11 protein-coding genes are annotated in these 23,225 nt (G+C 49.6%); 9 read left to right on the top strand and 2 right to left on the bottom strand.

Translation table 11 applies throughout. The features are described 5' to 3' along the window. Positions 1–73 precede the first annotated feature (73 nt). Positions 74–1,711 carry a serine/threonine-protein kinase gene (locus AC286M_RS06920; RefSeq protein ID WP_488203674.1) on the bottom strand — a complete coding sequence of 546 codons (1,638 nt, stop codon included), beginning with the start codon at positions 1,709–1,711 and terminating at the stop codon, positions 74–76. Positions 1,712–2,263: 552 nt separating this feature from the next. On the opposite strand from AC286M_RS06920, the gene pheT reads away from it, so the two are divergent. The 7 genes from pheT to secA all read left to right on the top strand — a co-directional run bounded on the left by pheT (position 2,264) and on the right by secA (position 19,186). After that, positions 2,264–4,702: a phenylalanine--tRNA ligase subunit beta gene (gene pheT, locus AC286M_RS06915; RefSeq protein ID WP_488203673.1), complete on the top strand. Its 2,439-nt coding sequence runs from the start codon at positions 2,264–2,266 to the stop codon at positions 4,700–4,702. A gap of 159 nt (positions 4,703–4,861) precedes the next feature. Then, positions 4,862–5,191 (top strand): 30S ribosomal protein S20, encoded by a 330-nt coding sequence (gene rpsT / locus AC286M_RS06910; protein ID WP_488203672.1) that lies wholly within the window; start codon positions 4,862–4,864, stop codon positions 5,189–5,191. A 137-nt stretch (positions 5,192–5,328) separates the two neighbouring features. Next, positions 5,329–6,153 (top strand): TatD family hydrolase, encoded by an 825-nt coding sequence (locus tag AC286M_RS06905; protein WP_488203671.1) that lies wholly within the window; start codon positions 5,329–5,331, stop codon positions 6,151–6,153. Positions 6,154–6,637: 484 nt separating this feature from the next. After that, positions 6,638–9,979, top strand: coding sequence for a DNA-directed RNA polymerase subunit beta (gene rpoB, locus AC286M_RS06900; protein ID WP_488203670.1), 3,342 nt, complete (start codon positions 6,638–6,640; stop codon positions 9,977–9,979). A gap of 152 nt (positions 9,980–10,131) precedes the next feature. Further along, positions 10,132–12,006 (top strand): DNA-directed RNA polymerase subunit gamma, encoded by a 1,875-nt coding sequence (locus AC286M_RS06895; RefSeq protein ID WP_488203669.1) that lies wholly within the window; start codon positions 10,132–10,134, stop codon positions 12,004–12,006. Positions 12,007–12,113: 107 nt separating this feature from the next. After that, entirely contained in the window at positions 12,114–16,061 is a 3,948-nt protein-coding gene (locus AC286M_RS06890; RefSeq protein WP_488203668.1) for a DNA-directed RNA polymerase subunit beta', read from the top strand. A gap of 332 nt (positions 16,062–16,393) precedes the next feature. Continuing rightward, positions 16,394–19,186: a preprotein translocase subunit SecA gene (gene secA, locus AC286M_RS06885; protein ID WP_488203667.1), complete on the top strand. Its 2,793-nt coding sequence runs from the start codon at positions 16,394–16,396 to the stop codon at positions 19,184–19,186. A gap of 176 nt (positions 19,187–19,362) precedes the next feature. On the opposite strand, the gene AC286M_RS06880 is transcribed toward secA, so the two are convergent. Further along, entirely contained in the window at positions 19,363–20,496 is a 1,134-nt protein-coding gene (locus AC286M_RS06880) for a septal ring lytic transglycosylase RlpA family protein (protein ID WP_488203666.1), read from the bottom strand. 542 nt (positions 20,497–21,038) lie between these two features. Here AC286M_RS06880 and purM point away from each other — a divergent pair. Together purM and AC286M_RS06870 are read left to right on the top strand one after the other, a co-directional pair. After that, positions 21,039–22,097, top strand: coding sequence for a phosphoribosylformylglycinamidine cyclo-ligase (purM, locus tag AC286M_RS06875; protein WP_488203665.1), 1,059 nt, complete (start codon positions 21,039–21,041; stop codon positions 22,095–22,097). A gap of 271 nt (positions 22,098–22,368) precedes the next feature. Then, positions 22,369–23,190 carry a prohibitin family protein gene (locus AC286M_RS06870; RefSeq protein ID WP_488203664.1) on the top strand — a complete coding sequence of 274 codons (822 nt, stop codon included), beginning with the start codon at positions 22,369–22,371 and terminating at the stop codon, positions 23,188–23,190. Positions 23,191–23,225: the final 35 nt, after the last annotated feature.

Here is a 23,225-nt window from a genome sequence, read left to right as displayed (position 1 = left end):
CTCCTTTTACGGCCTTAAAACCTTCTAAACTCTATTCCTTCTCCCGTACACAATTCCCTCGACTCACAAATCATCACCAAATTCCCCGCCGACCGTTTGGATAAATTGTTGACCAGTTCGTCTTCGCCATTTCTAGCTGAATTTCGTCAATGCGTGCGCCGGTTAAATCAGCCCCACACAGATTAGCTCCCCGTAAACTGGCGTTGCTTAAATGGGCGTGACTTAAATCTGCGCCTCTCAAATCTGTGCCTTCTAGGTTGGCATAACCCAAATAGGCTCGTTCTAGGTTGGCATTGCGAAGAATTGCCTTACCCAAATTCGCTCGACTAAAGTTTGCGTTTGACAGATTAGCGCCATGTAACCGAGTGCTTTGCAGCTTGGACTGGTTAAAATTGGCTCCGGCCAGAGTCGTTTTGCGCAAATCCAACAAGCTCAAGTCGCAAGCAGAAAAGTCCCGCCGACCCTTACCATAGGCCAGTTTAATCCCATCCTCATCCATGCGTGTCGGCAGCTTGGCTTGTCCACCACTATTGCTCGTACCGCTACTCGTAGTAGGCGATTTAGCTTGCTGTGATCCACCAGAGTACCCCGCTGTTTGAGATTGAATATGAGTTTGCTCAACCGAGGATGTGGTGTAGCCAGAACGGGCTCGACGGGCTCGAATTGCCGCCGCTACCCGAGCTGAAGGAGATGAGGTCATGGCAGACGAATCCGGCATGCGCAGGCCGCGCTCAGGCGGAGCCATCGGAGACGCATTCGCTGCTGTTGACGTTGTGCCCTGCACCGCCATATTTTGAGCCAAACTGTCTAGATACGGCTCCAAATCGAGGGCTCGCAGCACTTCTTCCGCAGATTGATAACGGTGCTTAACCGACACCTCCAGCGTTTTTTGCAGAACATCAGCAAAATGGCTGCTGACATGCACCTGCTCCCGCCACATGACCTCACCCGTTACTGGGTCGTAAGCCAAATCCTTAGGCGACTGTCCCGTGAGTAAATAGAGGCAAGTGACGCCTAATGCATAAATATCGCTGGCGTAGACCGGACGCATGGCCATTTGCTCTGGAGGAGCATAGCCCGGAGTCCCAATTGCATATGCTGTCAAAGCCGTTTGTTCCGATGCGTTAGCCCGTTCTGGATTAACTTTATCTTTGACTGCGCCAAAGTCAATTAGCACCAGCTTTTTATCCTGTTCACGGCGAATAATATTTCCTGGCTTAATATCGCGATGAATGACCTGCTGCTGATGAATATAATTGAGTACAGGTAAGATTTCGCTGAGGAACTGCTTGACTCCCGCTTCAGTAAATGGCCCACCCCGCTTAACTTCTTGCTGGAGCGTGATGCCACAGACATATTCCTGTACGAGATAAAATTCCTGATTGCTTTCAAAATAATCGAGCAGTCGAGGCAGTTGGGGATGGTTGCCGATTTTCCCAAGGGTTTTGGCCTCCCGTTTGAATAAGTCTCGCGCCATCTGCATAACGTGAGGCGAATTGGCGGCAGGTTGAAGCTGTTTAATCACGCAGTAGGGATGCCCCGGCAGTGAAAAATCCCGAGCGAGGAATGTTGCTCCAAATCCACCCTTGCCTAGGGCTCGCTTGACCCGGTAGCGATCGCGCAATAGAAGCTTCAAGCCGCATGCCTGACAAACCTCGGCTTTGGCCGGGTTTTCGGGATGAGAGCAGGAAGGATTTAAGCAGTAGCTCATTCTAATTACTCGCCTGTGGACTAACGTTGAATAACGCTGTTTTTGTCGTAGATATGCAGTCGTTAAATTGAAGAGGAATAAGGCATTTTACAATTTGGGATCGCTGGGGATCGCCGGATTCAGGATCTATACTTCCAGATTTCTTTCGTTCAAGAAACGATGCTAGTCCCTGAGATATCAAAAACACAAAAATCTTATACCTCTATTATCGACTGACTTCACAGCGAACAGAGCGCCATTTATGCGGGAAAACCCTTGAAGAGTTGCTAAAGTAACTTGCTTTTTTGTTGAAATCTTGCCGAAGCTGCATACTCTTACGGAATTCAGGGTCACATAAATCGAACATCTCAAATTTTATACTGGGCCTATGGAGCAAACAGGGCATACAGTCACGAACTCCAACATGATGTGCTACGAATCACACGGCTCTACCTCTACAGTGCCCAGACCTTAGCCAAATTGCTCAGTAGAGCCAAGATAGAGCGGTAGAATGATGAAGGCAAAAATTTGCCAAGCTTGTAAATCACTCCTGCAACTCTACAGAAGTAAGTAATGCGTATTTCTTTGAACTGGCTACGAGAGCTGGTAGATGTCCAGATGAACCCCGAACAGCTGGCAGACACGCTGACAATGGCTGGCTTTGAGGTCGAAGACATTGAAGATCGGCGGACTTGGGCGGATGGAGTGGTCATCGGGCGTGTGCTTGAGCGTAATCCCCATCCGGATGCAGATAAGCTGAGCGTCTGTCAGGTTGATATCGGTACGGATGTACCCTCTACAATTGTGTGTGGTGCCGCGAATGTGCGATCGCATATTTGGGTGGCTGTGGCAACAGTGGGTACATATTTGCCGATTGTTGATCTCAAAATTAAACCCCGTAAACTGCGCGGTGTGCCTTCAGAGGGCATGATTTGCTCATTAGCTGAAGTTGGACTCGCCAAGGAGTCGGAAGGCATTCACATTTTTACCCAAGATGGTCTAAAAGCGGGAGAGGATGCTCGCCCCTATTTGGGTTTAGATGATGTCGTACTGGATGTTACGTCTACGGCAAACCGAGCTGATGCGTTGAGTATGGTTGGGATTGCCCGCGAATTGGCAGCGATTACGGGAGCTAAGCTGCATTTACCGGCTCCCGCTCAGCCGAGCGTATCGTCTTCACAATCTCTGAAAATTCAAGTTTCCGAACCAAAGGCATGTCCCTTTTATGTTGGAACGGTAATTGAGTCGGTCAAGATTGAACCATCACCGCTTTGGCTACAGCAGCGGTTGCTGGCCGCAGGGACTCGCCCAATCAATAACGTGGTCGATATCACCAATTATGTGCTGCTGGAGTGGGGGCAGCCGCTGCATGCGTTTGATCGCGATCGCATTCAGCAGGTGACTCAGTCAGATAATCTACGCATCGGTGTCCGATTTGCTCAATCCGGCGAAAAGTTACGCACTTTAGATAGTCAAACCCGTTCCCTACAGGAGCAAACGCTGCTGATCACCGCCAATGATCAGCCTGTTGCGCTTGCGGGTGTTATGGGTGGGGAAGAAACCGAGGTGGTAGACAGCACCCAGAATTTGTTGTTGGAAGCGGCTTATTTCGAGAGTGCGCCCATTCGTCGCTCGGCCCGGAGCCAAGGTTTACGCACGGAAGCTTCGGCCCGCTATGAGCGTGGTGTTAACTTGGCTGAACTGGAAACGGCTGCGAATCGAGCGATTCAGCTGATTACTGAATTAACGGGTGGCAAAGTCACTACCCAGGCGCGGGACGAGGCTGACATGCCATCTTTGACGCGCACGATTGAATTGCGTTTGGATCGAGTGAATCAAATTCTAGGCCCAGTGGATTCCGACGATACGGCTGATGGCACAGATGAGTTGAAGGCTGCGAGAGTTGAGCAGATTTTGACGGCGCTAGGTTGTCAGCTAACACCCGCAGGGGCTGAAAACACTTGGTCAGTCAAGGTGCCACCTTACCGATATCGAGATTTGGAGCGAGAAATCGATCTCATCGAAGAAATCGCGCGGCTGTATGGTTACAACGAATTTTGCGAAACGCTACCAGAGAAGACGGAACCGGGCTACTTATCGGTTGAGTTTGACCTCACTCAGCGCGTTCGCGAAGCGCTGCGGGCAGCAGGGCTGACGGAAGTGGTTCACTACTCTGTCGGTAAGCAAGTTGATGATCATCAGGTGGTACTAGCAAATCCTCTATTCGCTGAGTACTCTGCCTTGCGGCTGGATTTAATCTCGGCGCTAATTGATGCTTTCCAGTACAACTTGGAGCAGGGCAATGGCTCTCTGAACGGCTTTGAGATTGGTCGCGTTTTTTGGAAAGACGAAGATGGTCTAGCAGAAGCCGAACATCTTGCTGGCGTCATCGGTGGCGATCCAACAGTTGGACGGTGGGCACGGGCAGGACATGAGCAACCGCTAACCTGGTTTGAAGCGAAAGGCGTATTGGAGCAAATTTTTACGCGGCTCGGACTAGAGGTTGAATATGGTGCGGATCGGCGGGATGAGCGTCTGCATCCTGGGCGAACTGCTTCTCTGTGGCTGAATGGGGAGCGACTCGGCACGTTTGGCCAACTTCATCCTAAGCTAAGGCAAGAGCGTGAGCTACCGGAAGCTGTTTACTTATTTGATCTGGATCTGGACGTTCTGTTAAATGGTCTAGATCAGGACGAAAACAATATTGCTCGCTTCCAGCCTTATTCCACCTATCCGGCCTCCGATCGCGATATTGCTTTCTTTGCACCGCTGCAAGTAACCGTAGCGGATATCGAACGCACCATCCGTAAAGCCGGTCGGAGTTTGCTGGAAACCCTTGAACTTTTTGATGAATATCGCGGTGAACACGTGCCGGAAGGACAGCGTAGTTTAGCATTCCGCTTGGTTTATCGCGCTAGCGATCGCACGTTGACCGATAAAGATGTAGAAGCGGTTCATCAGAAGGTGAGAGAGGCGCTGGAAGAGAAATTCCAGGTCAGTCTGCGCAGCTAGTCTTTACACTGGTCTTCACAAAATTGAAATCAGTGATAAGATTATTAATTCAGTGCTGGTTGTTTGGGAATCTAGTGTCAACTACTTGACTCTGGTTGTTTGAGATGAGTGTTTACATCTCACTTGCAGCGGAGTTGAGAAGATGGGACTAGGAATCCTATGTCAGTCTTCTATACGTTAGCTTTTAGGGAAGTCGCTGTGGCCAATATCAAATCTGCAATGAAGCGCGCTCAGATTGCTGAGCGCAACCGTCTCCGCAATAAGTCTTACAAGTCAGCTGTTAAGACACTGACGAAACGATATCTAGCAGCCGTTGAAGCGTATGAAGCGAATCCGGGTGGCGAAGCGCTGGAAGAAGTTAAGCAACGGATGTCAGCGGCTTACAGCAAAATTGACAAGGCCGTAAAGCGGGGCGCTCTACATGAAAATAATGGAGCACGGAAGAAATCTCGTATTGCCCGTATCTATAAGCAGCACGTTAAGCTTTAGATGAGCTAGCACAACGGTCGCCGCATCAGATTCCGTAGATTCCGTTGAATTCGATTCCTGGGGCTAGATAGTTTTTGCCATCAAGGATTCTTTTTATACCTTGCTAGCGTTTGCTGTTTGTATCGAGCCAAATCCCTATGCAGTTGATTGATACTCATGTTCATATCAACTTTGAGGCGTTTCAGTCTGATTTAGACGAAATCGCTCAGGCGTGGCGTGATGCGGGAGTTGTTCATCTTGTGCACTCTTGCGTTGAACCATCTGAGTTTGATTCGATTCGCGCGATCGCAGATCGGTTTCCCGGTGAAGTTTCGTTTGCCGTGGGCCTCCATCCGCTTGATGTCGATCAGTGGACAGAGGACACAGCCGACGAAATTTACCGCCTGGCTCAGTCTGATGCAAGGGTTGTAGCGATTGGCGAAATGGGTTTAGACCTGTTCAAAGCTGAAAACTACGATCAGCAACTGCAAGCCTTTCGTGCTCAAGTTGCGATCGCGCGTCAGCTTCAGCTTCCCATCATTATTCACTGTCGCGATGCTGCAGATCAGCTCGCTGATGAACTGCAGCGCATTTGGGAAACTGAAGGCCCAGTTACAGGCGTTATGCACTGCTGGGCCGGTGATCCAGAAGAGACTCAGCGCTTTTTGGACTTAGGCTTCTATATCAGCTTTAGCGGCATCGTCACGTTCAAAAATGCAGCATCAATTAAGGCTTCGGCTCAAATGGTGCCTAACGATCGGCTCTTGATTGAAACGGACTGCCCTTTTCTCACGCCAGAGCCGAAGCGTAAAGAACGCCGTAATCAGCCTGCTAATGTCCAGCATGTGGCAAATCACGTTGCCCATCTGCGCAATGTATCCGCTGCTCAAATTGCTGAACAATCCACAGCGAATGCCTGCCGTTTGTTTCAGTTGTCATTAGCCGATGCAGCAGATGAGTCTCTTTCACTATCTAGCGTCTAATCGAGACTCTGCCCTATGAGGCGATAAATTTAAGGAATGTAAAGATGCTGACGATCTACGGCTGCTTTGGCATATTTTTTTGATTTAGTCAATCAGCTTGACGTTTTATGCGTCATAATTTATTGAGAGAGTTAGTATTCATTATTCGTAACGTTGCTTAGCCAAAAATTGATTACTTCAGCATTGGTTTGCCTTCGGTTCGCGATCGCATCGCCGCAGAATTCACGAGTTCGTCATGCTAAACCGCACAAAGCTAGAGGACATGACAGGTTCTTTCTCAAAAAGCAGTTGAACCCATTAGTTGCCAATTAAGGTTGTTGCTCCGCGAATTCATGCTGTTGAGATTGTTGTTGTCACAACTTGTTGCTTAAATTCCCAGCCCTCACATGAGGGCTTGTCGTCTTGGTTGATTTTGCCTTGACAGATTTTCAGATTGTTTGAATAGTATCCGGGCTCGCTTCGGCGTAACCCCATGAGGAGGCGCATGACTAACCAGATCCAATCCGCACCTGTCCAATCTGCACCCGCTTTTACCCTGCCAGACTTGGTTGAAATTCAGCGGGCCAGCTTCCGTTGGTTTCTAGAAGAAGGACTCATTGAAGAGTTAGATAGCTTTTCCCCTATCACCGACTATACCGGAAAACTAGAACTTCACTTTTTAGGTAAAGATTATCGGCTAAAGCGTCCTAAATATGACGTTGATGAAGCCAAACGGCGAGATAGCACTTACTCAGTGCAAATGTACGTACCGACCCGTCTCATCAATAAAGAGACTGGAGAGATTAAAGAGCAAGAAGTTTTCATTGGCGATCTGCCCTTGATGACCGACCGAGGCACCTTCATCATCAACGGTGCTGAGCGCGTCATCGTTAACCAGATCGTGCGGAGTCCTGGCGTATATTACAAGTCCGAAACCGATAAAAACGGACGACGGACTTACAATGCCAACTTGATTCCTAACCGTGGTGCGTGGCTAAAGTTTGAAACCGATAAAAACGGTTTGGTCTGGGTACGAATTGATAAAACTCGTAAGCTATCGGCCCAAGTTCTACTAAAAGCATTGGGACTCAGCGACGGCGAAATTTTTGATGCACTGCGCCATCCAGAATATTTCCAAAAGACGATTGAGAAAGAAGGACAGTATTCCGAAGAAGAAGCTCTGATGGAGCTTTATCGTAAGCTGCGTCCAGGTGAACCACCAACTGTCTCTGGCGGTAATCAACTCCTAGAGTCCCGCTTCTTTGATCCCAAACGTTATGACTTAGGGAAAGTTGGCCGATATAAACTCAATCGCAAGCTGCGGCTGAGCACACCCGAAACCATTCGCGTTTTAACGCCGCAAGATATCCTCGCTGCCGTTGATTATCTAATCAATCTTGAATTTGACATCGGTAGCGTTGATGACATTGACCACCTCGGTAATCGGCGCGTTCGCTCCGTTGGTGAACTCTTGCAGAACCAAGTTCGAGTTGGTCTAAACCGTTTAGAGCGCATCATCCGAGAACGGATGACTGTTTCCGATGCCGATTCGCTGACGCCTGCTTCGTTAGTTAACCCGAAACCTTTGGTTGCGGCTATTAAGGAATTTTTCGGCTCCAGCCAATTGTCTCAGTTTATGGATCAGACAAATCCACTGGCTGAGTTGACGCATAAGCGCCGTCTCAGTGCGTTAGGCCCTGGTGGTCTGACGCGGGAGCGGGCCGGATTCGCGGTACGCGATATTCATCCGTCCCACCACGGTCGGATCTGCCCGATTGAAACACCTGAAGGTCCGAACGCAGGTCTAATCGGGTCACTGGCTACTCATGCTCGCGTCAATGCCTACGGTTTCATTGAGACTCCTTTCTTTCCGGTGCGGAATGGGCAGGTGCTGCGTGACCAGTCCCCGATTTACATGACCGCTGATGAGGAAGACGACATCCGCGTGGCTCCAGGCGATATTCCCACGGACGAAAACGGCTTCATTTTGGGAGAGACCGTACCGGTTCGATATCGGCAAGACTTTACAACAACATCGCCTACAGAGGTGGATTACGTTGCGGTGTCCCCTGTACAGATCATCTCAGTTGCTACCTCGCTAATTCCATTCCTGGAGCATGACGATGCGAACCGAGCGCTCATGGGTTCAAACATGCAGCGCCAAGCGGTACCGCTACTCCGACCTGAGCGTCCATTAGTTGGTACAGGTCTGGAAGCGCAAGCGGCTCGTGACTCCGGCATGGTTGTTACCAGTCGCGCTGCTGGTGTTGTTTCTTATGTTGATGCAAATTCTGTGCGCGTTCGTGACCAGGAAGGAAGAGAACATGTTCATGAACTGCAAAAGTACCAGCGCTCTAACCAGGACACCTGCTTGAACCAGCGACCAATTGTTTTTCAAGGTCAGGAAATTCAGAGAGGACAAGTGCTGGCAGATGGCTCTGCTGCGGAGGGTGGTGAAATTGCCCTTGGCCAGAACGTGCTCATCACTTACATGCCCTGGGAAGGCTACAACTATGAGGACGCGATCCTGATTAGTGAGCGGTTGGTTTATGACGATGTGTATACCTCAATCCACATTGAGAAATATGAGATTGAGGCTCGTCAAACCAAGCTAGGCCCAGAAGAAATTACCCGTGAAATTCCTAACGTTGGTGAGGATTCACTCCGACAACTTGATGAAACGGGCATTATCCGGATTGGTGCCTGGGTTGAAGCGGGCGATATCCTAGTGGGTAAAGTGACGCCCAAGGGTGAATCCGATCAGCCTCCTGAAGAAAAACTGCTCCGGGCTATCTTCGGTGAAAAAGCTCGTGATGTGCGGGATAACTCCCTTCGCGTTCCGAACGGTGAGAAAGGCCGCGTTGTTGATGTGCGGGTCTTTACCCGTGAACAGGGCGATGAATTACCACCCGGTGCCAATATGGTCGTTCGCGTCTATGTTGCCCAGAAGCGTAAGATTCAGGTCGGCGACAAGATGGCTGGCCGCCACGGTAACAAGGGAATTATTTCGCGCATTCTGCCGATCGAAGATATGCCCTATCTGCCCGATGGTACGCCGATTGATGTGGTGCTCAATCCGCTAGGTGTACCGTCCCGGATGAACGTAGGACAGGTGTTTGAATGCTTGCTGGGTTGGGCTGGCGAATGCCTCAATTCCCGCTTCAAGATCGTACCGTTTGATGAGATGTACGGTGAAGAAGCTTCTCGTATTACAACTCACGGCAAGCTAGAAGAAGCGCGGCAAAAGACGGGCAAAGACTGGGTATTCAATCCTGATAATCCTGGCAAAATCCAGGTCTTTGATGGTCGTACCGGGGAGCCGTTCGATCGCCCAGTGACCGTTGGTAAAGCTTACATGCTGAAGCTGGTTCACCTGGTAGACGACAAGATCCACGCTCGTTCGACGGGGCCTTACTCGCTAGTTACTCAGCAGCCGCTGGGTGGAAAGGCGCAGCAGGGTGGTCAGCGCTTCGGAGAGATGGAGGTTTGGGCACTGGAAGCCTTTGGTGCAGCTTATACCCTACAGGAACTGCTGACGGTCAAGTCGGACGACATGCAGGGCCGTAATGAGGCGCTCAACGCCATTGTGAAGGGTAAGGCTATCCCACGACCTGGCACGCCGGAATCCTTTAAGGTACTGATGCGAGAGCTTCAGTCACTTTGTTTAGACATCGCCGTTCACAAGTTAGAAACTCGTGAGGACGGTACCAGTCGCGATATTGAAGTTGACTTGATGGCCGACGCTAACAGCCGACGTGCGCCTTCGCGTCCTACTTACGAGTCTGTCACCACTGAGGAGTTGGGTGGATATGCAGGTCCTCCTAGCGATGATGACGAAGAAGAATAATCCTCAATAATTTCACCTCCTAACTCAAGATGCGATCGCACTCCCTTATCTATCAAAGTGAGTGGATCTAGCGGATCAAGTTCAGCGGATTAAGTTGCGATCGCATCTGCCTTTTAACCACATAAGCGTCAGGTACTAAGGAAGCTGTAAACATGCCTAAGCTAGAACAGCGATTTGACTACGTCAAAATTGGCCTAGCCTCTCCCGATCGGATTCGTCAGTGGGGCGAACGGACTCTACCCAACGGTACAGTCGTTGGCGAAGTCACCAAGCCCGAAACGATCAACTATCGAACCCTGAAGCCAGAAATGGACGGCTTATTTTGTGAGCGCATTTTTGGGCCAGCCAAAGACTGGGAATGTCACTGCGGCAAATATAAGCGGGTGCGCCACCGGGGCATTGTTTGTGAGCGCTGTGGTGTAGAAGTCACAGAATCACGCGTGCGCCGCCACCGCATGGGCTACATCAAGCTAGCCGCACCTGTAACTCACGTTTGGTATCTCAAAGGGATTCCCAGTTACATGGCTATTCTGCTAGACATGCCGCTGCGTGATGTCGAGCAAATCGTTTATTTTAACGCCTACGTCGTCCTTGATCCCGGCAATGCCGAAAACTTATCCTACAAGCAGCTTCTGACCGAAGATCAGTGGATCGAAATTGAAGACCAGCTCTACAGCGAAGATTCTCAGCTCTCTGGGATTGAAGTTGGTATTGGTGCAGAAGCAATTCAGCAGCTTCTCCAAGACATCAATTTAGAAGCGGAAGCTGAGACACTGCGAGAAGAAATTGAAAACTCAAAAGGTCAAAAGCGCGCCAAACTCATCAAACGCTTGCGTGTAATCGATAACTTCATTGCGACTGGCTCTAATCAGGAATGGATGGTGCTTTCCGTTATTCCTGTCATTCCGCCTGACTTGCGGCCAATGGTGCAGCTAGATGGTGGCCGCTTCGCCACCTCTGACCTGAATGACCTCTATCGGCGCGTGATCAATCGTAACAACCGATTGGCCCGTCTACAGGAGATTCTGGCACCTGAAATCATTGTCCGCAACGAAAAGCGGATGCTCCAGGAAGCTGTGGATGCCTTGATTGATAATGGCCGCCGGGGACGAACCGTAGTCGGTGCCAATAACCGCCCTTTGAAGTCTCTCTCAGACATCATTGAAGGTAAACAAGGCCGTTTTCGTCAGAACCTGCTTGGTAAACGGGTTGACTACTCTGGTCGTTCCGTTATCGTGGTTGGTCCTAAACTTAAGATTCACCAGTGTGGTCTGCCACGGGAAATGGCGATCGAGCTATTTCAGCCGTTCGTGATTCATCGTCTAATTCGTCAGGGACTGGTCAACAACATCAAAGCCGCTAAAAAGCTGATTCAACGCAATGATCCCAGCATTTGGGACGTTCTGGAAGAAGTCATTGAAAGCCATCCGGTGATGTTGAACCGTGCTCCAACTCTCCACCGTTTGGGTATTCAAGCATTTGAACCCATTTTGGTAGAAGGCCGAGCAATTCAACTCCATCCTCTGGTTTGTCCTGCATTCAATGCTGACTTCGACGGCGACCAAATGGCAGTACATGTACCGCTGTCCTTAGAAGCCCAGGCAGAAGCGCGCCTCTTGATGTTGGCCTCTAACAATATTCTGTCTCCTGCAACGGGTAAACCGATTATCACGCCGAGCCAAGATATGGTGCTTGGCTGTTACTATCTCACTGCTGAAAACCCAGAAGATACGAAGGGAGCAGGCCATTACTACGCCAGTATGGAAGATACCATTATGGCCTATGAGCAAGGCCTGGTTGGTCTACATGCTTACGTTTGGCTGCGCTATGACGGTTTGGTTGAATCTAGTTTTGACGATGGTGAGCCACAGGAAGTCATTGAAGCAGGGGACGGCACAGTTACCAAGCTCTATAACTATCGGCGCGTGCGGCAAGATGCAGATGGCAATATCATTTCGCAATACGTCAAGACAACGCCAGGTCGCATTATCTACAACAAGACGATTCAAGATGCTTTGGTGAGCTAAGTTTGCTCACATCTTTGGTCGCTTTTCGATGGACAAGCGTATCCAAAGTCTCTATCCCATCCATGCAATCCCATGCAAATCGTTCGAGGGGCAGATTAGTCTGAACTATGACAGAACAGCACAACAATCCAACGGAAACTCCCAACATTTTTCGCAACCGCGTTGTAGATAAGGGCCAACTCAAAAAGCTAGTTGCTTGGGCGTTTACGCATTATGGCACTGCGCGTACCGCGCAAATGGCGGACGAATTGAAAGATTTGGGCTTTCGCTATGCGACTCGCGCTGGTGTATCGATCAGCGTTGATGATCTACAGGTGCCACCTAGCAAGCGTAATCTTCTCGAATCTGCTGAAGAAGATATTCGTGCAACCGAAGATCGCTATACCCGAGGCGAAATTACAGAGGTTGAGCGCTTTCAGAAAGTTATTGACACCTGGAATGGTACAAGTGAAGAACTGAAAGACGAGGTTGTCAAAAACTTTAAGATTAACAGCCCGTTGAACTCGGTCTATATGATGGCGTTCTCCGGTGCACGAGGCAATATCTCTCAAGTACGTCAGCTTGTGGGAATGCGAGGTTTGATGGCAAACCCGCAGGGTGAGATCATTGACATTCCCATTAAAACCAATTTCCGGGAAGGATTAACGGTGACTGAGTACGTCATTTCTTCCTATGGTGCGCGGAAAGGGCTGGTTGATACAGCGCTGAGAACAGCGGATTCAGGTTATCTCACTCGTCGTCTGGTTGACGTGTCTCAGGATGTCATCATCCGTGAACTAGACTGTGGTACTGACCGCAGCATTCCGTTAGCTAGCATGACCGATGGCGAGCGCGTTTTGATCTCGCTAGAAGACAAGCTATTCGGTCGCGTTCTTGCACAAGATATCGTTGATCCCAATACAGGTGAAGTGGTTGCAGCGCGCAATCAAGACATCTCCGATGATTTGGCTAAGATCATTATTGATACAGGTATTCAAGAAGTGCGAGTGCGATCGCCCTTGACCTGTGAAGCAACCCGATCTGTATGTCAGCGCTGCTATGGCTGGAGCCTGGCTCATGCCCAGATGGTTGATTTGGGTGAAGCTGTGGGTATCATCGCAGCTCAGTCCATTGGTGAACCCGGTACGCAGCTAACGATGCGGACGTTCCATACAGGTGGTGCATTTACTGGGGAACGGGCTCCCCAAGTGCGAGCTCCCTTTGAAGGCACCATTACTCTGTCTAAGAAGATCCGGACTCGCCCCTTCCGAACTAGGCACGGAGAAGATGCCCTCGTTGTTGAAACAAATACAACGATTTCCCTCGAATCCGATGGCGGTAAGAAGAAGAACTTCCAGTTGACTCAGGGCTCGATTCTATTTGTCAACGATGGCGATCGCGTTACAGAGGGACAACTGGTTGCTGAAATTCAAACCACAGGTCGTGGTCGCAAAGTAACTGAGCGGGCTAGTAAGGACGTCACCTCTGATTTAGCCGGAGAAGTTAAATTTGCTGATCTGGTTCAAGAGGAGAAGAAAGACCGTCAAGGGAACACCACCCGGATTGCTCAGCGGGGCGGTTTGATATGGGTGCTGTCGGGTGAGGTGTATAACTTACCGCCCGGTGCGGAGCCAGTGGTTAAAAATGGCGATCGCGTTCAGGAAGGCAGTATTCTGGCTGAGACCAAGCTAATCACTGAGCACGGTGGTGTCGTCCGTTTACCTCAAGAATTTGAGCAAGAAGGTCGTGGTGGCCGTGAAGTTGAAATTATCACGGCATCGGTCTTATTGGATCAAGCTCAAGTCCGAGTTGAGAGTTCTCAGGGTCGGGAACATTACCTGATTGAGACTCAGAACGGTCAAATGTTCTCTCTAATTGCAGCTCCTGGGACAAAAGTTACCAACCATCAGGTCGTAGCTGAGCTAATTGATGATACGTACCATACACAGACTGGTGGCATCATCAAATACTCCGGTGTTGAGGTTGCTAAGCGAGGGAAAGCCAAGCAGGGCTATGAAGTTGTTAAAGGTGGTACTCTACTCTGGATTCCGGAAGAAGCCCATGAGGTGAATAAGGATATCTCCCTCCTCCTGGTTGAAGACGGGCAATATGTTGAGGCAGGCACAGAAGTTGTCAAAGATATCTTCTGTCAAAGCAGCGGTGTTGTCGAGGTGACACAGAAGAACGATATTCTCCGGGAAATCGTCATTAAGCCTGGCAATCTCCATATGGTAGATGATCCGGAAACCGCTTCTAAGAAGGACGGTTCGCTGATCAATGCTGGAGAAGAAATCGTTGCTGGATTAGCGGCAGAAGAACTATGTTATCTGGAGTACGTCGAGTCTCCCGAAGGACCTGCAGTACTGCTGCGACCGATCATTGAATTCGCTGTACCAGATGAGCCATCTGTACCCAGTCAAGAGTCAGTCAGTGAAGAATCGGGCCGTGCTATTAGCCTACGCGCAATTCAGCGGATTCCGTTCAAAGATGGTGAGCGGGTTAAATCAGTTGAGGGACTAGAACTACTAAGAACTCAGCTGGTGCTAGAAATCGGTACAGAAGCGCCCCATTTGGCTGCTGATATTGAGCTGATTCCAGACGAAACTGATGAAGATCGGTTGCGGCTTCAGCTCGTCATCTTAGAATCACTGGTAATTCGGCGCGATGTCATTGCCGATCAAACCCAAGGTCGCACCAGTACTCGTCTGTTAGTTGAGGATGGTGAGCAGATTTCTCCAGGAGCGGTTGTTGCTCGGACGGAAATCCAATGTAAAGAAGAAGGCGAAATCCGAGGAATTCGTGAAGGTGTCGAAGCGATTCGTCGGGTTCTGGTTGTGCGGGATGCTGACCGCTTTACGGTTGAACTGCAAGGACAAAAGCCGACTGTTGCCGTTGGTGACCTACTGGTTGATAGAGATTTTGTAGCTGAAAGTGTCCAGATCGAAGAATCGGGTCAGGTTGTTGAGATCACAGATGACCGTGTTGTTTTGCGCATGGCTCGCCCCTATCGCGTATCATCGGGTGCGGTCTTGCACATTGAAGATGGCGACCTGGTGCAACGGGGTGACAACCTTGTACTGCTGATTTTTGAGCGCACGAAGACCGGGGATATTATTCAGGGTCTACCTCGAATCGAAGAGCTACTAGAAGCTCGTAAACCGAAGGAAGCCTGCATTTTGTCGCGACGGCCTGGGACGGCTCAAGTCGTCTATAACGAGGATGAAACGGTTGAAGTTAAGGTCATTGAAGATGACGGAGTAATCACAGAATATCCTGTTGGACCTGGTCAGCCGTTAATTGTCTCTGATGGGCAGGAAGTCCGGGCGGCTGAACCGCTGACGGATGGCCCTGCTAACCCCCACGAAATTTTAGAGATTTTCTTTGATTTCTATCGAGAATCGTTGGGATCCCATGAAGCTGCACTCATCAGCTTACAGGAGGTGCAAACCTTCTTGGTGACTGAAGTTCAGTCGGTATATCAATCCCAGGGGATTGACATTTCGGACAAGCACATTGAGGTGATTGTCCGACAGATGACCTCAAAGGCTCGCATTGATGATGGTGGTGACACCACGATGCTGCCAGGAGAACTGGTCGAGCTGTATCAGGTTGAGCAGGTGAATGAGGCTATGTCCATCACAGGTGGTGCACCAGCCGTGTATACCCCTGTTCTGCTGGGTATTACAAAGGCATCCCTGAATACCGATAGCTTTATCTCGGCTGCGAGTTTCCAGGAGACAACGCGGGTACTAACAGAGGCTGCTATTGAAGGTAAATCAGACTGGCTGCGGGGTCTCAAAGAAAATGTGATCATTGGTCGTTTGATTCCGGCAGGTACGGGCTTCAACGCCTATGAGGAGCAAGCTGCTCCTGAGGTCGATATCACCTATGAGGGAACGGTTTTTGATGAGAACCTGGAAGATGTTGTCCTCGATGATCGGACTGCTCGTACATATGACTTAGAAGGTGGATTTGATGTCTTTAAGGCATCGGGTCGCGATCTGGCTGGTGGACGCGATGGCGGTAACGGTGGCAGCGGTCACCCAGATATCATTGATGATGATCTGGACTATTAATTCGCTAAGCTGAGTTGCCAGAACAAAAGGGGTTGCGATCGCAACCCCTTTACTATTCTTCCTAACCCATTGCTTGTTCGTCTGTAAGCCTTTACCGTTTTTTGCTTGACTAGACCAGCGCAATATCCGCACCTTGTGCTCAACGGCAGAGAGAAATGCAGATGATACTATAGATAAGATTACAAAGAATTATCTATACTTAGCCGTGTTTACCAGAGTCACTTGATCTGTGACAGTAAATGAGGCGTTCGTGCTGGATTTTCCAAACCGTAATTTTTTGATACGGCATGAAATAGCTGAAGTCTTAATTTAATCGCGTCTCCGAACTTGACATGCTGAAGAAACTATTAGGCGATCCCAACACTCGTAAGCTAAAACGCTATGAGCCAGAAGTTAAAGAGGTTAATTTATTAGAAGAAGAAATTCGGCCTCTGTCTGACGAGGAGCTGTCGGGTAAAACCGCCGAATTTAAGCAGCGGCTGGAAAACGGTGAATCATTGGACGATTTGCTGACTGAAGCGTTTGCCGTTGTCCGTGAAGCGGCATGGCGTGTGTTAGGGATGCGACATTTTGATGTCCAGCTGATTGGCGGTATGGTGCTGCATGACGGCCAGATCGCTGAGATGAAAACCGGGGAAGGTAAAACTCTAGTTGCGACCCTGCCGACCTATTTAAATGCGTTAACCGGAAAAGGGGCTCATGTTGTTACGGTCAACGACTACCTGGCTCGACGAGACGCTGAGTGGATGGGCCAAGTCCATCGCTTCTTAGGGCTTAGCGTTGGCTTGATTCAGCAGGGCATGTCTCCAGAAGAACGGCGTAAAAACTACGCCTGCGACATCACCTATGGAACGAACAGTGAATTTGGTTTTGATTATCTGCGCGACAACATGGCGAAGGACATGTCGCAGGTGGTGCAGCGGCCCTTCAACTTTTGTGTAATTGACGAAGTTGACTCGGTGCTGATTGATGAAGCTCGTACGCCGCTGATCATTTCCGGTCAGGTGGATCGGCCTAGTGAAAAATACATTCAGGCGGCTGAAGTCGCTAGCAGCTTGAATAGTGAGGAACATTATGAGGTTGATGAAAAGGCTCGTAACGTTTTGCTAACCGATGAAGGTTTCATCCAGTCCGAAAAGCTATTGAATGTGCAGGATCTATTTGATCCGAAAGATCCCTGGGCGCACTATATCTTCAACGCGATCAAGGCCAAAGAGCTCTTTACTAAGGACGTGAACTATATCGTTCGCAATGACGAGATTGTCATTGTCGATGAGTTTACTGGGCGGGTCATGCCAGGTCGCCGCTGGAGCGATGGTCTGCACCAAGCGATTGAAGCGAAAGAGCATGTTGACATTCAGCCCGAAACCCAAACGCTGGCTACGATTACATATCAAAACTTCTTCCTGTTGTACCCTAAGCTGGCTGGAATGACCGGAACGGCTAAGACGGAAGAAACAGAGTTTGAGAAAATCTACGAACTAGAAGTAACGATTGTTCCAACCAATCGTTCGATTCGACGCCAAGATATTTCAGATGTTGTCTATAAGACCGAAGCTGCTAAGTGGAAAGCGGTGGCAGAAGAATGTGCTGAGATGCACGAACGGGGCCGACCTGTTTTGGTTGGTACCACCAGCGTCGAGAAATCAGAGCTGCTGTCTCACTTGCTGAGTGAGCTGAATGTTCCCCATAATCTGCTGAACGCTAAGCCAGAAAATGTTGAGCGGGAATCTGAGATTGTGGCTCAGGCAGGTCGTAAGGGAACGGTTACGATCGCAACTAACATGGCGGGTCGGGGAACCGATATCATCTTGGGTGGTAACTCCGACTACATGGCTCGTCTGAAAATGCGGGAGTATTTAATGCCCCGGATTGTGAAGCCAGAGGAGGAGGACGGATTTTCAGTTGCGTCCGTTGCTGGTGTGAAGTCGTCTGCTAAGGCGCAAGGCTTTACTCCAGGTAAAAAAGTGAAGAGCTGGAAAGTGTCGTCTCAGATTTTCCCGACTGACCTGTCCACTGAGGCCGAGCGTTTGCTGAAGGAAGCAGTAGATACCGCTGTTCAAGAGTATGGTGAACAGAGCTTACCCGAACTGCAGGCTGAGGACTTGGTTGCGACGGCATCAGAGAAAGCGCCGACAGAGAATCAGGTGATTCTAAAGTTGCGGGCTGCCTATGAGCTGATTCAGAAAGAATATGAAGTTCTCACTGAAGCTGAGCATGATGAGGTGGTTGAACTAGGCGGACTGCACGTTATCGGTACGGAGCGACATGAATCCCGCCGCATCGACAACCAGCTCCGAGGTCGAGCGGGCCGCCAAGGCGACCCAGGTTCGACGCGCTTTTTCCTCAGCTTGCAAGATAACCTGCTGCGTATTTTCGGCGGCGACCGCGTTGCGGGCATGATGAATGCGTTCCGCGTGGAAGAGGACATGCCGATTGAGTCTCGTTTATTAACGCGATCGCTAGAAAACGCCCAGAAGAAAGTCGAAACCTACTACTACGATATTCGGAAGCAGGTCTTCGAGTACGACGAGGTGATGAATAACCAGCGTCGCGCTATTTATGCTGAGCGTCGCCGTGTGCTTGAGGGACAAGATCTCAAAGAGCAGGTGATTAAGTACGCTGAGCAGACGATGGATGACATTGTGGAATACTATGTCAATCCGGAGCTGCCGTCGGAAGAATGGCAGCTCGATAAGCTAGTTGAGAAGGTGAAAGAATTTGTCTATCTGCTTCAGGATATGGAGCCGAGCCAGCTCGAAGATCTGTCAATAGGTGAGATTAAAACCTTCTTGCATGAGCAGGTGCGGATTGCTTATGACAAGAAAGAGGCAGAGGTAGATCAGTTGCAGCCGGATCTAATGCGCCAGGCGGAGCGGTTCTACATCCTGCAGCAAATTGATGTGCTCTGGCGAGAGCATCTCCAGCAAATGGATGCACTGCGGGAATCCGTTGGTCTCCGAGGCTATGGCCAAAAAGACCCGCTGATTGAGTATAAGAGTGAGGGATATGAGTTGTTCCTCGATATGATGACGGCTATTCGTCGTAACGTGGTTTACTCACTCTTCCAGTTCCAGCCTCAAGCTCAGCCCGCAACCGTCAAGCAAACATCTGAAACGGTCTAAGCGCTAAATTCTGAATAAAGAAAAGGGGAGGTGCATCGCACCTCCCCTTTTCTTTATTCGTAGCCTGACATAATCAAGTTGAGACAGGGATAGTCGTCAGTTCTGTTAGGACACGGATGTTTTTGTGGCAAGGCAAGCCACGTCGCAAAAACATCCGTGTCAAGTTCTTATCGAACTTACTCGCCGCTGGCGGATGGCTCAACGACATCCAACTGTACGGGGGCAACGCCAAGCCGAACTAAGCCAATGGCTCGTGCGGCTCCCGCCGAGAGGTCGATGACACGACCATGACTGTAAGGGCCTCGATCGTTAATACGGACGACAACGGACTCACCGCTTTGCACATTTGTGACTCGAACATGAGTGCCAAATGGCAGGGTGCGATGGGCTGCTGTCAATGCATTCTGGTCAAAAATTTCGCCACTGGCGCTGCGGTTGCCGTGAAAGCCAGGACCATACCAGGACGCCATGCCGCTAGCTCGGAAGGCTACAGGTGACGCCGCAACGCGACGGGGTTCGGGTAACCCTTCAATCGCAGTTAATGCGTCTGCCCCACCTAGGAGACGGCGTAAGCGATTGGTAGCTTGTAGCGCATCTTCAGCAATATCTTGTGTTGTATCCGGTAAGATAACATCACCACCAAATTCGAGCAGAGGCTGGTCGGAGACAGTGATCAGATATTGATCATTTTCTTGCCACTCAACTGCGATCGCAGTTGGGTCAATGCCTTCACGATGCAATTGGTTGATCTGAGCTGCCAGCTCAGATGCTTTCCAGACCGGGTCTGAGGAATCGATGGCATCTCCAGCCGCTTGGTCGGTGGCCTGAGCTAAAAGCACCTCACCGGAGGAGTTTTTGGATTCGGAGTTAGCCTGAGCAGTTGATGCTGCGGCATTAGTTTCCCCAACCTTCACATCGCTATTGGAAGTGACTTCATTGCCAATAAAAGTGAAGACTGGGATGCCGCGAACATAAAGCGTTGCGGCTGCTCGATCTCCCAGAGTGTGGGATTGAATCTGCGCGATCGCAGCTTCAACTTGAGATTCAACGGCTGCTTCGACATGCCGTTCTCCCACCTTGGTCGCAGAACGAGCCACCTTGACTGTTTCTTGGTCTGACCCTTCTCGGGGAACCGAAACCGCTAGGCGACCGTCTGCGGGCGTACTGGGAGGGTCTGCCTCAGGCTCAACTTCTACCGTCTGACGGATGGTATCCGTATCGCTAGTAGTGTTAGCCTGACTGGCCAGTGGAGTTGCAAGGGTCGAAACAACGATTGCTGCAACCACACTGCTTAAAATTTTTCGACTCATAAGCCTATTTGAAATCGTCGAGAACAACTGCTCTGAGACGGTATAAGCGTGTGAGATACCGCGAGCCAAACACGAAAAAGGCGAACTCAATTCGCTTTAACTCTCTACGGTGAACCAGACTAGCATGAACTCTTTCCCCAAGAGATCCGGGAACATGCGTGGAATCGTGTCGAAGCATCGATTGAAATCAGTGTATAGATCTGCTTCACCTCTTAAAGGGCAACGGATTGGGGTTGTCGAGGATCAAGAAAGATAACGATAGTTCAAAAAATCTTATCAATTAAATTTCGTTTTCTTATAAACTGGGCGTCTAGCCTGCAATTTGGGGGGCTACAGCGGGTTGCGATCGCAATGCAAAATATTGATAACCTGTGACATGAATCACGGCCTGAACCATTTTTTGATGGTCGCCTTCAGGATAGATCGGGGTAACGGATGGATATTTCGACCGCAATATCGGATGGCTAGGGATATTCAGGTGATGATTTTTGAAGATGCCTCTGTTTACAGCAGGTCAAACATACTAGAAAAGCAGGAACGTTATGGATTATCAGGCAGCCGGAGTGGATGTAGTCGCAGGTCGCGCCTTCGTTCAACGGATTCGCAACCTTGTATCGGCAACCACTCGACCGGGAGTACTGGGTGGGATTGGTGGATTTGGTGGGCTGTTTCAGTTGCCGACTGGCTATCGGGAACCTGTTCTCGTTTCAGGAACGGACGGGGTTGGTACCAAGCTAAAGCTCGCCCATACGTTGAATCAGCATAAAAGCGTCGGAATTGATTTGGTTGCTATGTGCGCCAACGATATTCTGACCTGCGGCGCGGAACCGCTGTTTTTCCTAGACTATGTGGCAACAGGCAAGCTGGAACCTGAGCAGCTCACTGATGTCGTGGAAGGGATTGCCACCGGATGCCAGCAGGCAGGCTGTGCGCTGCTGGGTGGAGAAACGGCGGAAATGCCGGGTTTCTACCAGCCGGGAGAGTATGATTTGGCCGGGTTTTGCGTGGGCATCGTGGAGAAATCAGCCATCCTAGATGGTGCTCAGGTGCAAATTGGCGATGTTGCGATCGCATTACCCAGCAGTGGTGTCCACAGCAATGGCTATAGCCTTGTCCGTAAAATTGTTGCCGAATCACCGTTGGGCACTCAGCCTGGTGGTGGATTTGCGTGGGAGGATCGGCCAGATGAACTGGGTGGACGCAGTTTGAGCGATGTCTTTTTGACGCCTACTCAAATCTACGTGAAGCCCATTTTGCAGGCACTTCGCAGTGGTATTCCCATTCACGGCATGGCTCATATTACGGGCGGTGGACTGCCGGAAAATTTGCCCCGCTGCTTAGGTGAACAGCAGAGTATTCAGCTTGATTTGTCAAACTGGCAAATTCCGCCTGTTTTTCGATGGCTAGCTAAGGCAGGTAGCGTTAAGCTGTCAGAAATGTTCAACACCTTTAACATGGGAATCGGGTTTGTCCTCATTGTTCCAGCTAGCCATGCCACAGTCACAATTGATTGGTTGGTGGAGCAAGGGATCAATGCTCACGTGATTGGCACAGTTGTGGCAGGTCAAGGTGAGTTGATTGGGCTACCCAATGATCAGTAGATCAGTAAATTTAGATCTCGTTAAGCAGCTAATATTGTGCATTTTCTAAACCTAGAAGTCGGTATTTTGTCACTGCATTGCGGCGATAAAGTATCGACTTTTAAGTTTTTGTTCAAGTGTAAGTAGACTGGCATAAATAAACGCATCTAAAAATCGGGGGAGTGCTCCTCCGGGGCGCTTCCCCGATTTTTAGATAGGTATTTATTCATTAGCTACTTGGAAGATTAATTGATTCGTAAGGAGAAATAGACCGTTGAGCAATCAACAACAAGTGAGCTGGCAAGCGATCGCACTTGCGATCGTCGTTACAGTGGTTGGCATTGTTGCCGCCAGTAGCGTAATTATCGTCAATCCTGGACAGGCTGGCGTACTGAGTATTTTAGGTAAAGCACAAAACGCTCCTCTACTCGAAGGTGTCCATTTTAAGCCCCCGCTGATTTCAACCGTTGATGTTTACGACATCACAGTACAAAAGTTTGAAGTTCCGGCTCAAAGCTCCACCAAAGATTTGCAAAATTTGTCTGCTAGCTTTGCCATTAACTTTCGGCTCGATCCAACAGAGGTCGTAAAAATTAGACGAACTCAGGGAACTTTGCAAAATATCGTTGCTAAAATCATTGCTCCCCAGACCCAAGAGTCCTTCAAAATCGCGGCAGCATTGCGTACAGTCGAAGAAGCCATTACTCAGCGAAATGAGCTTAAACAAGACTTTGATATGGCTCTAAATGCACGCCTAGAAAAATACGGCATCATCGTACTTGATACTAGTGTGGTTGATCTGAATTTTTCACCTGAGTTTGCTCGCGCAGTCGAAGAAAAACAAATCGCAGAACAACGCGCTCGTAGAGCGGTATACGTTGCTAAAGAAGCAGAACAACAGGCCCAAGCTGATATTAATCGAGCAAAAGGTAAAGCAGAAGCTCAGCGTTTGTTAGCGGAAACATTGAAAGCGCAAGGAGGAGAATTAGTTCTCCAAAAAGAAGCGATTGAAGCATGGCGAGAAGGCGGCGCTCAAATGCCAAGAGTGCTAGTAACGGGTGGTGATAAAAATAGCAGCGTTCCGTTTCTCTTTAGCTTTAGTGAAGCAGAATAACTGTTCCTAAGATCAGCACAACAGCATAAGCAACA

Source organism: Thainema salinarum CENA647, assembly GCF_057732415.1.
This window is presented reverse-complemented; position numbering and strand designations above follow the sequence as displayed.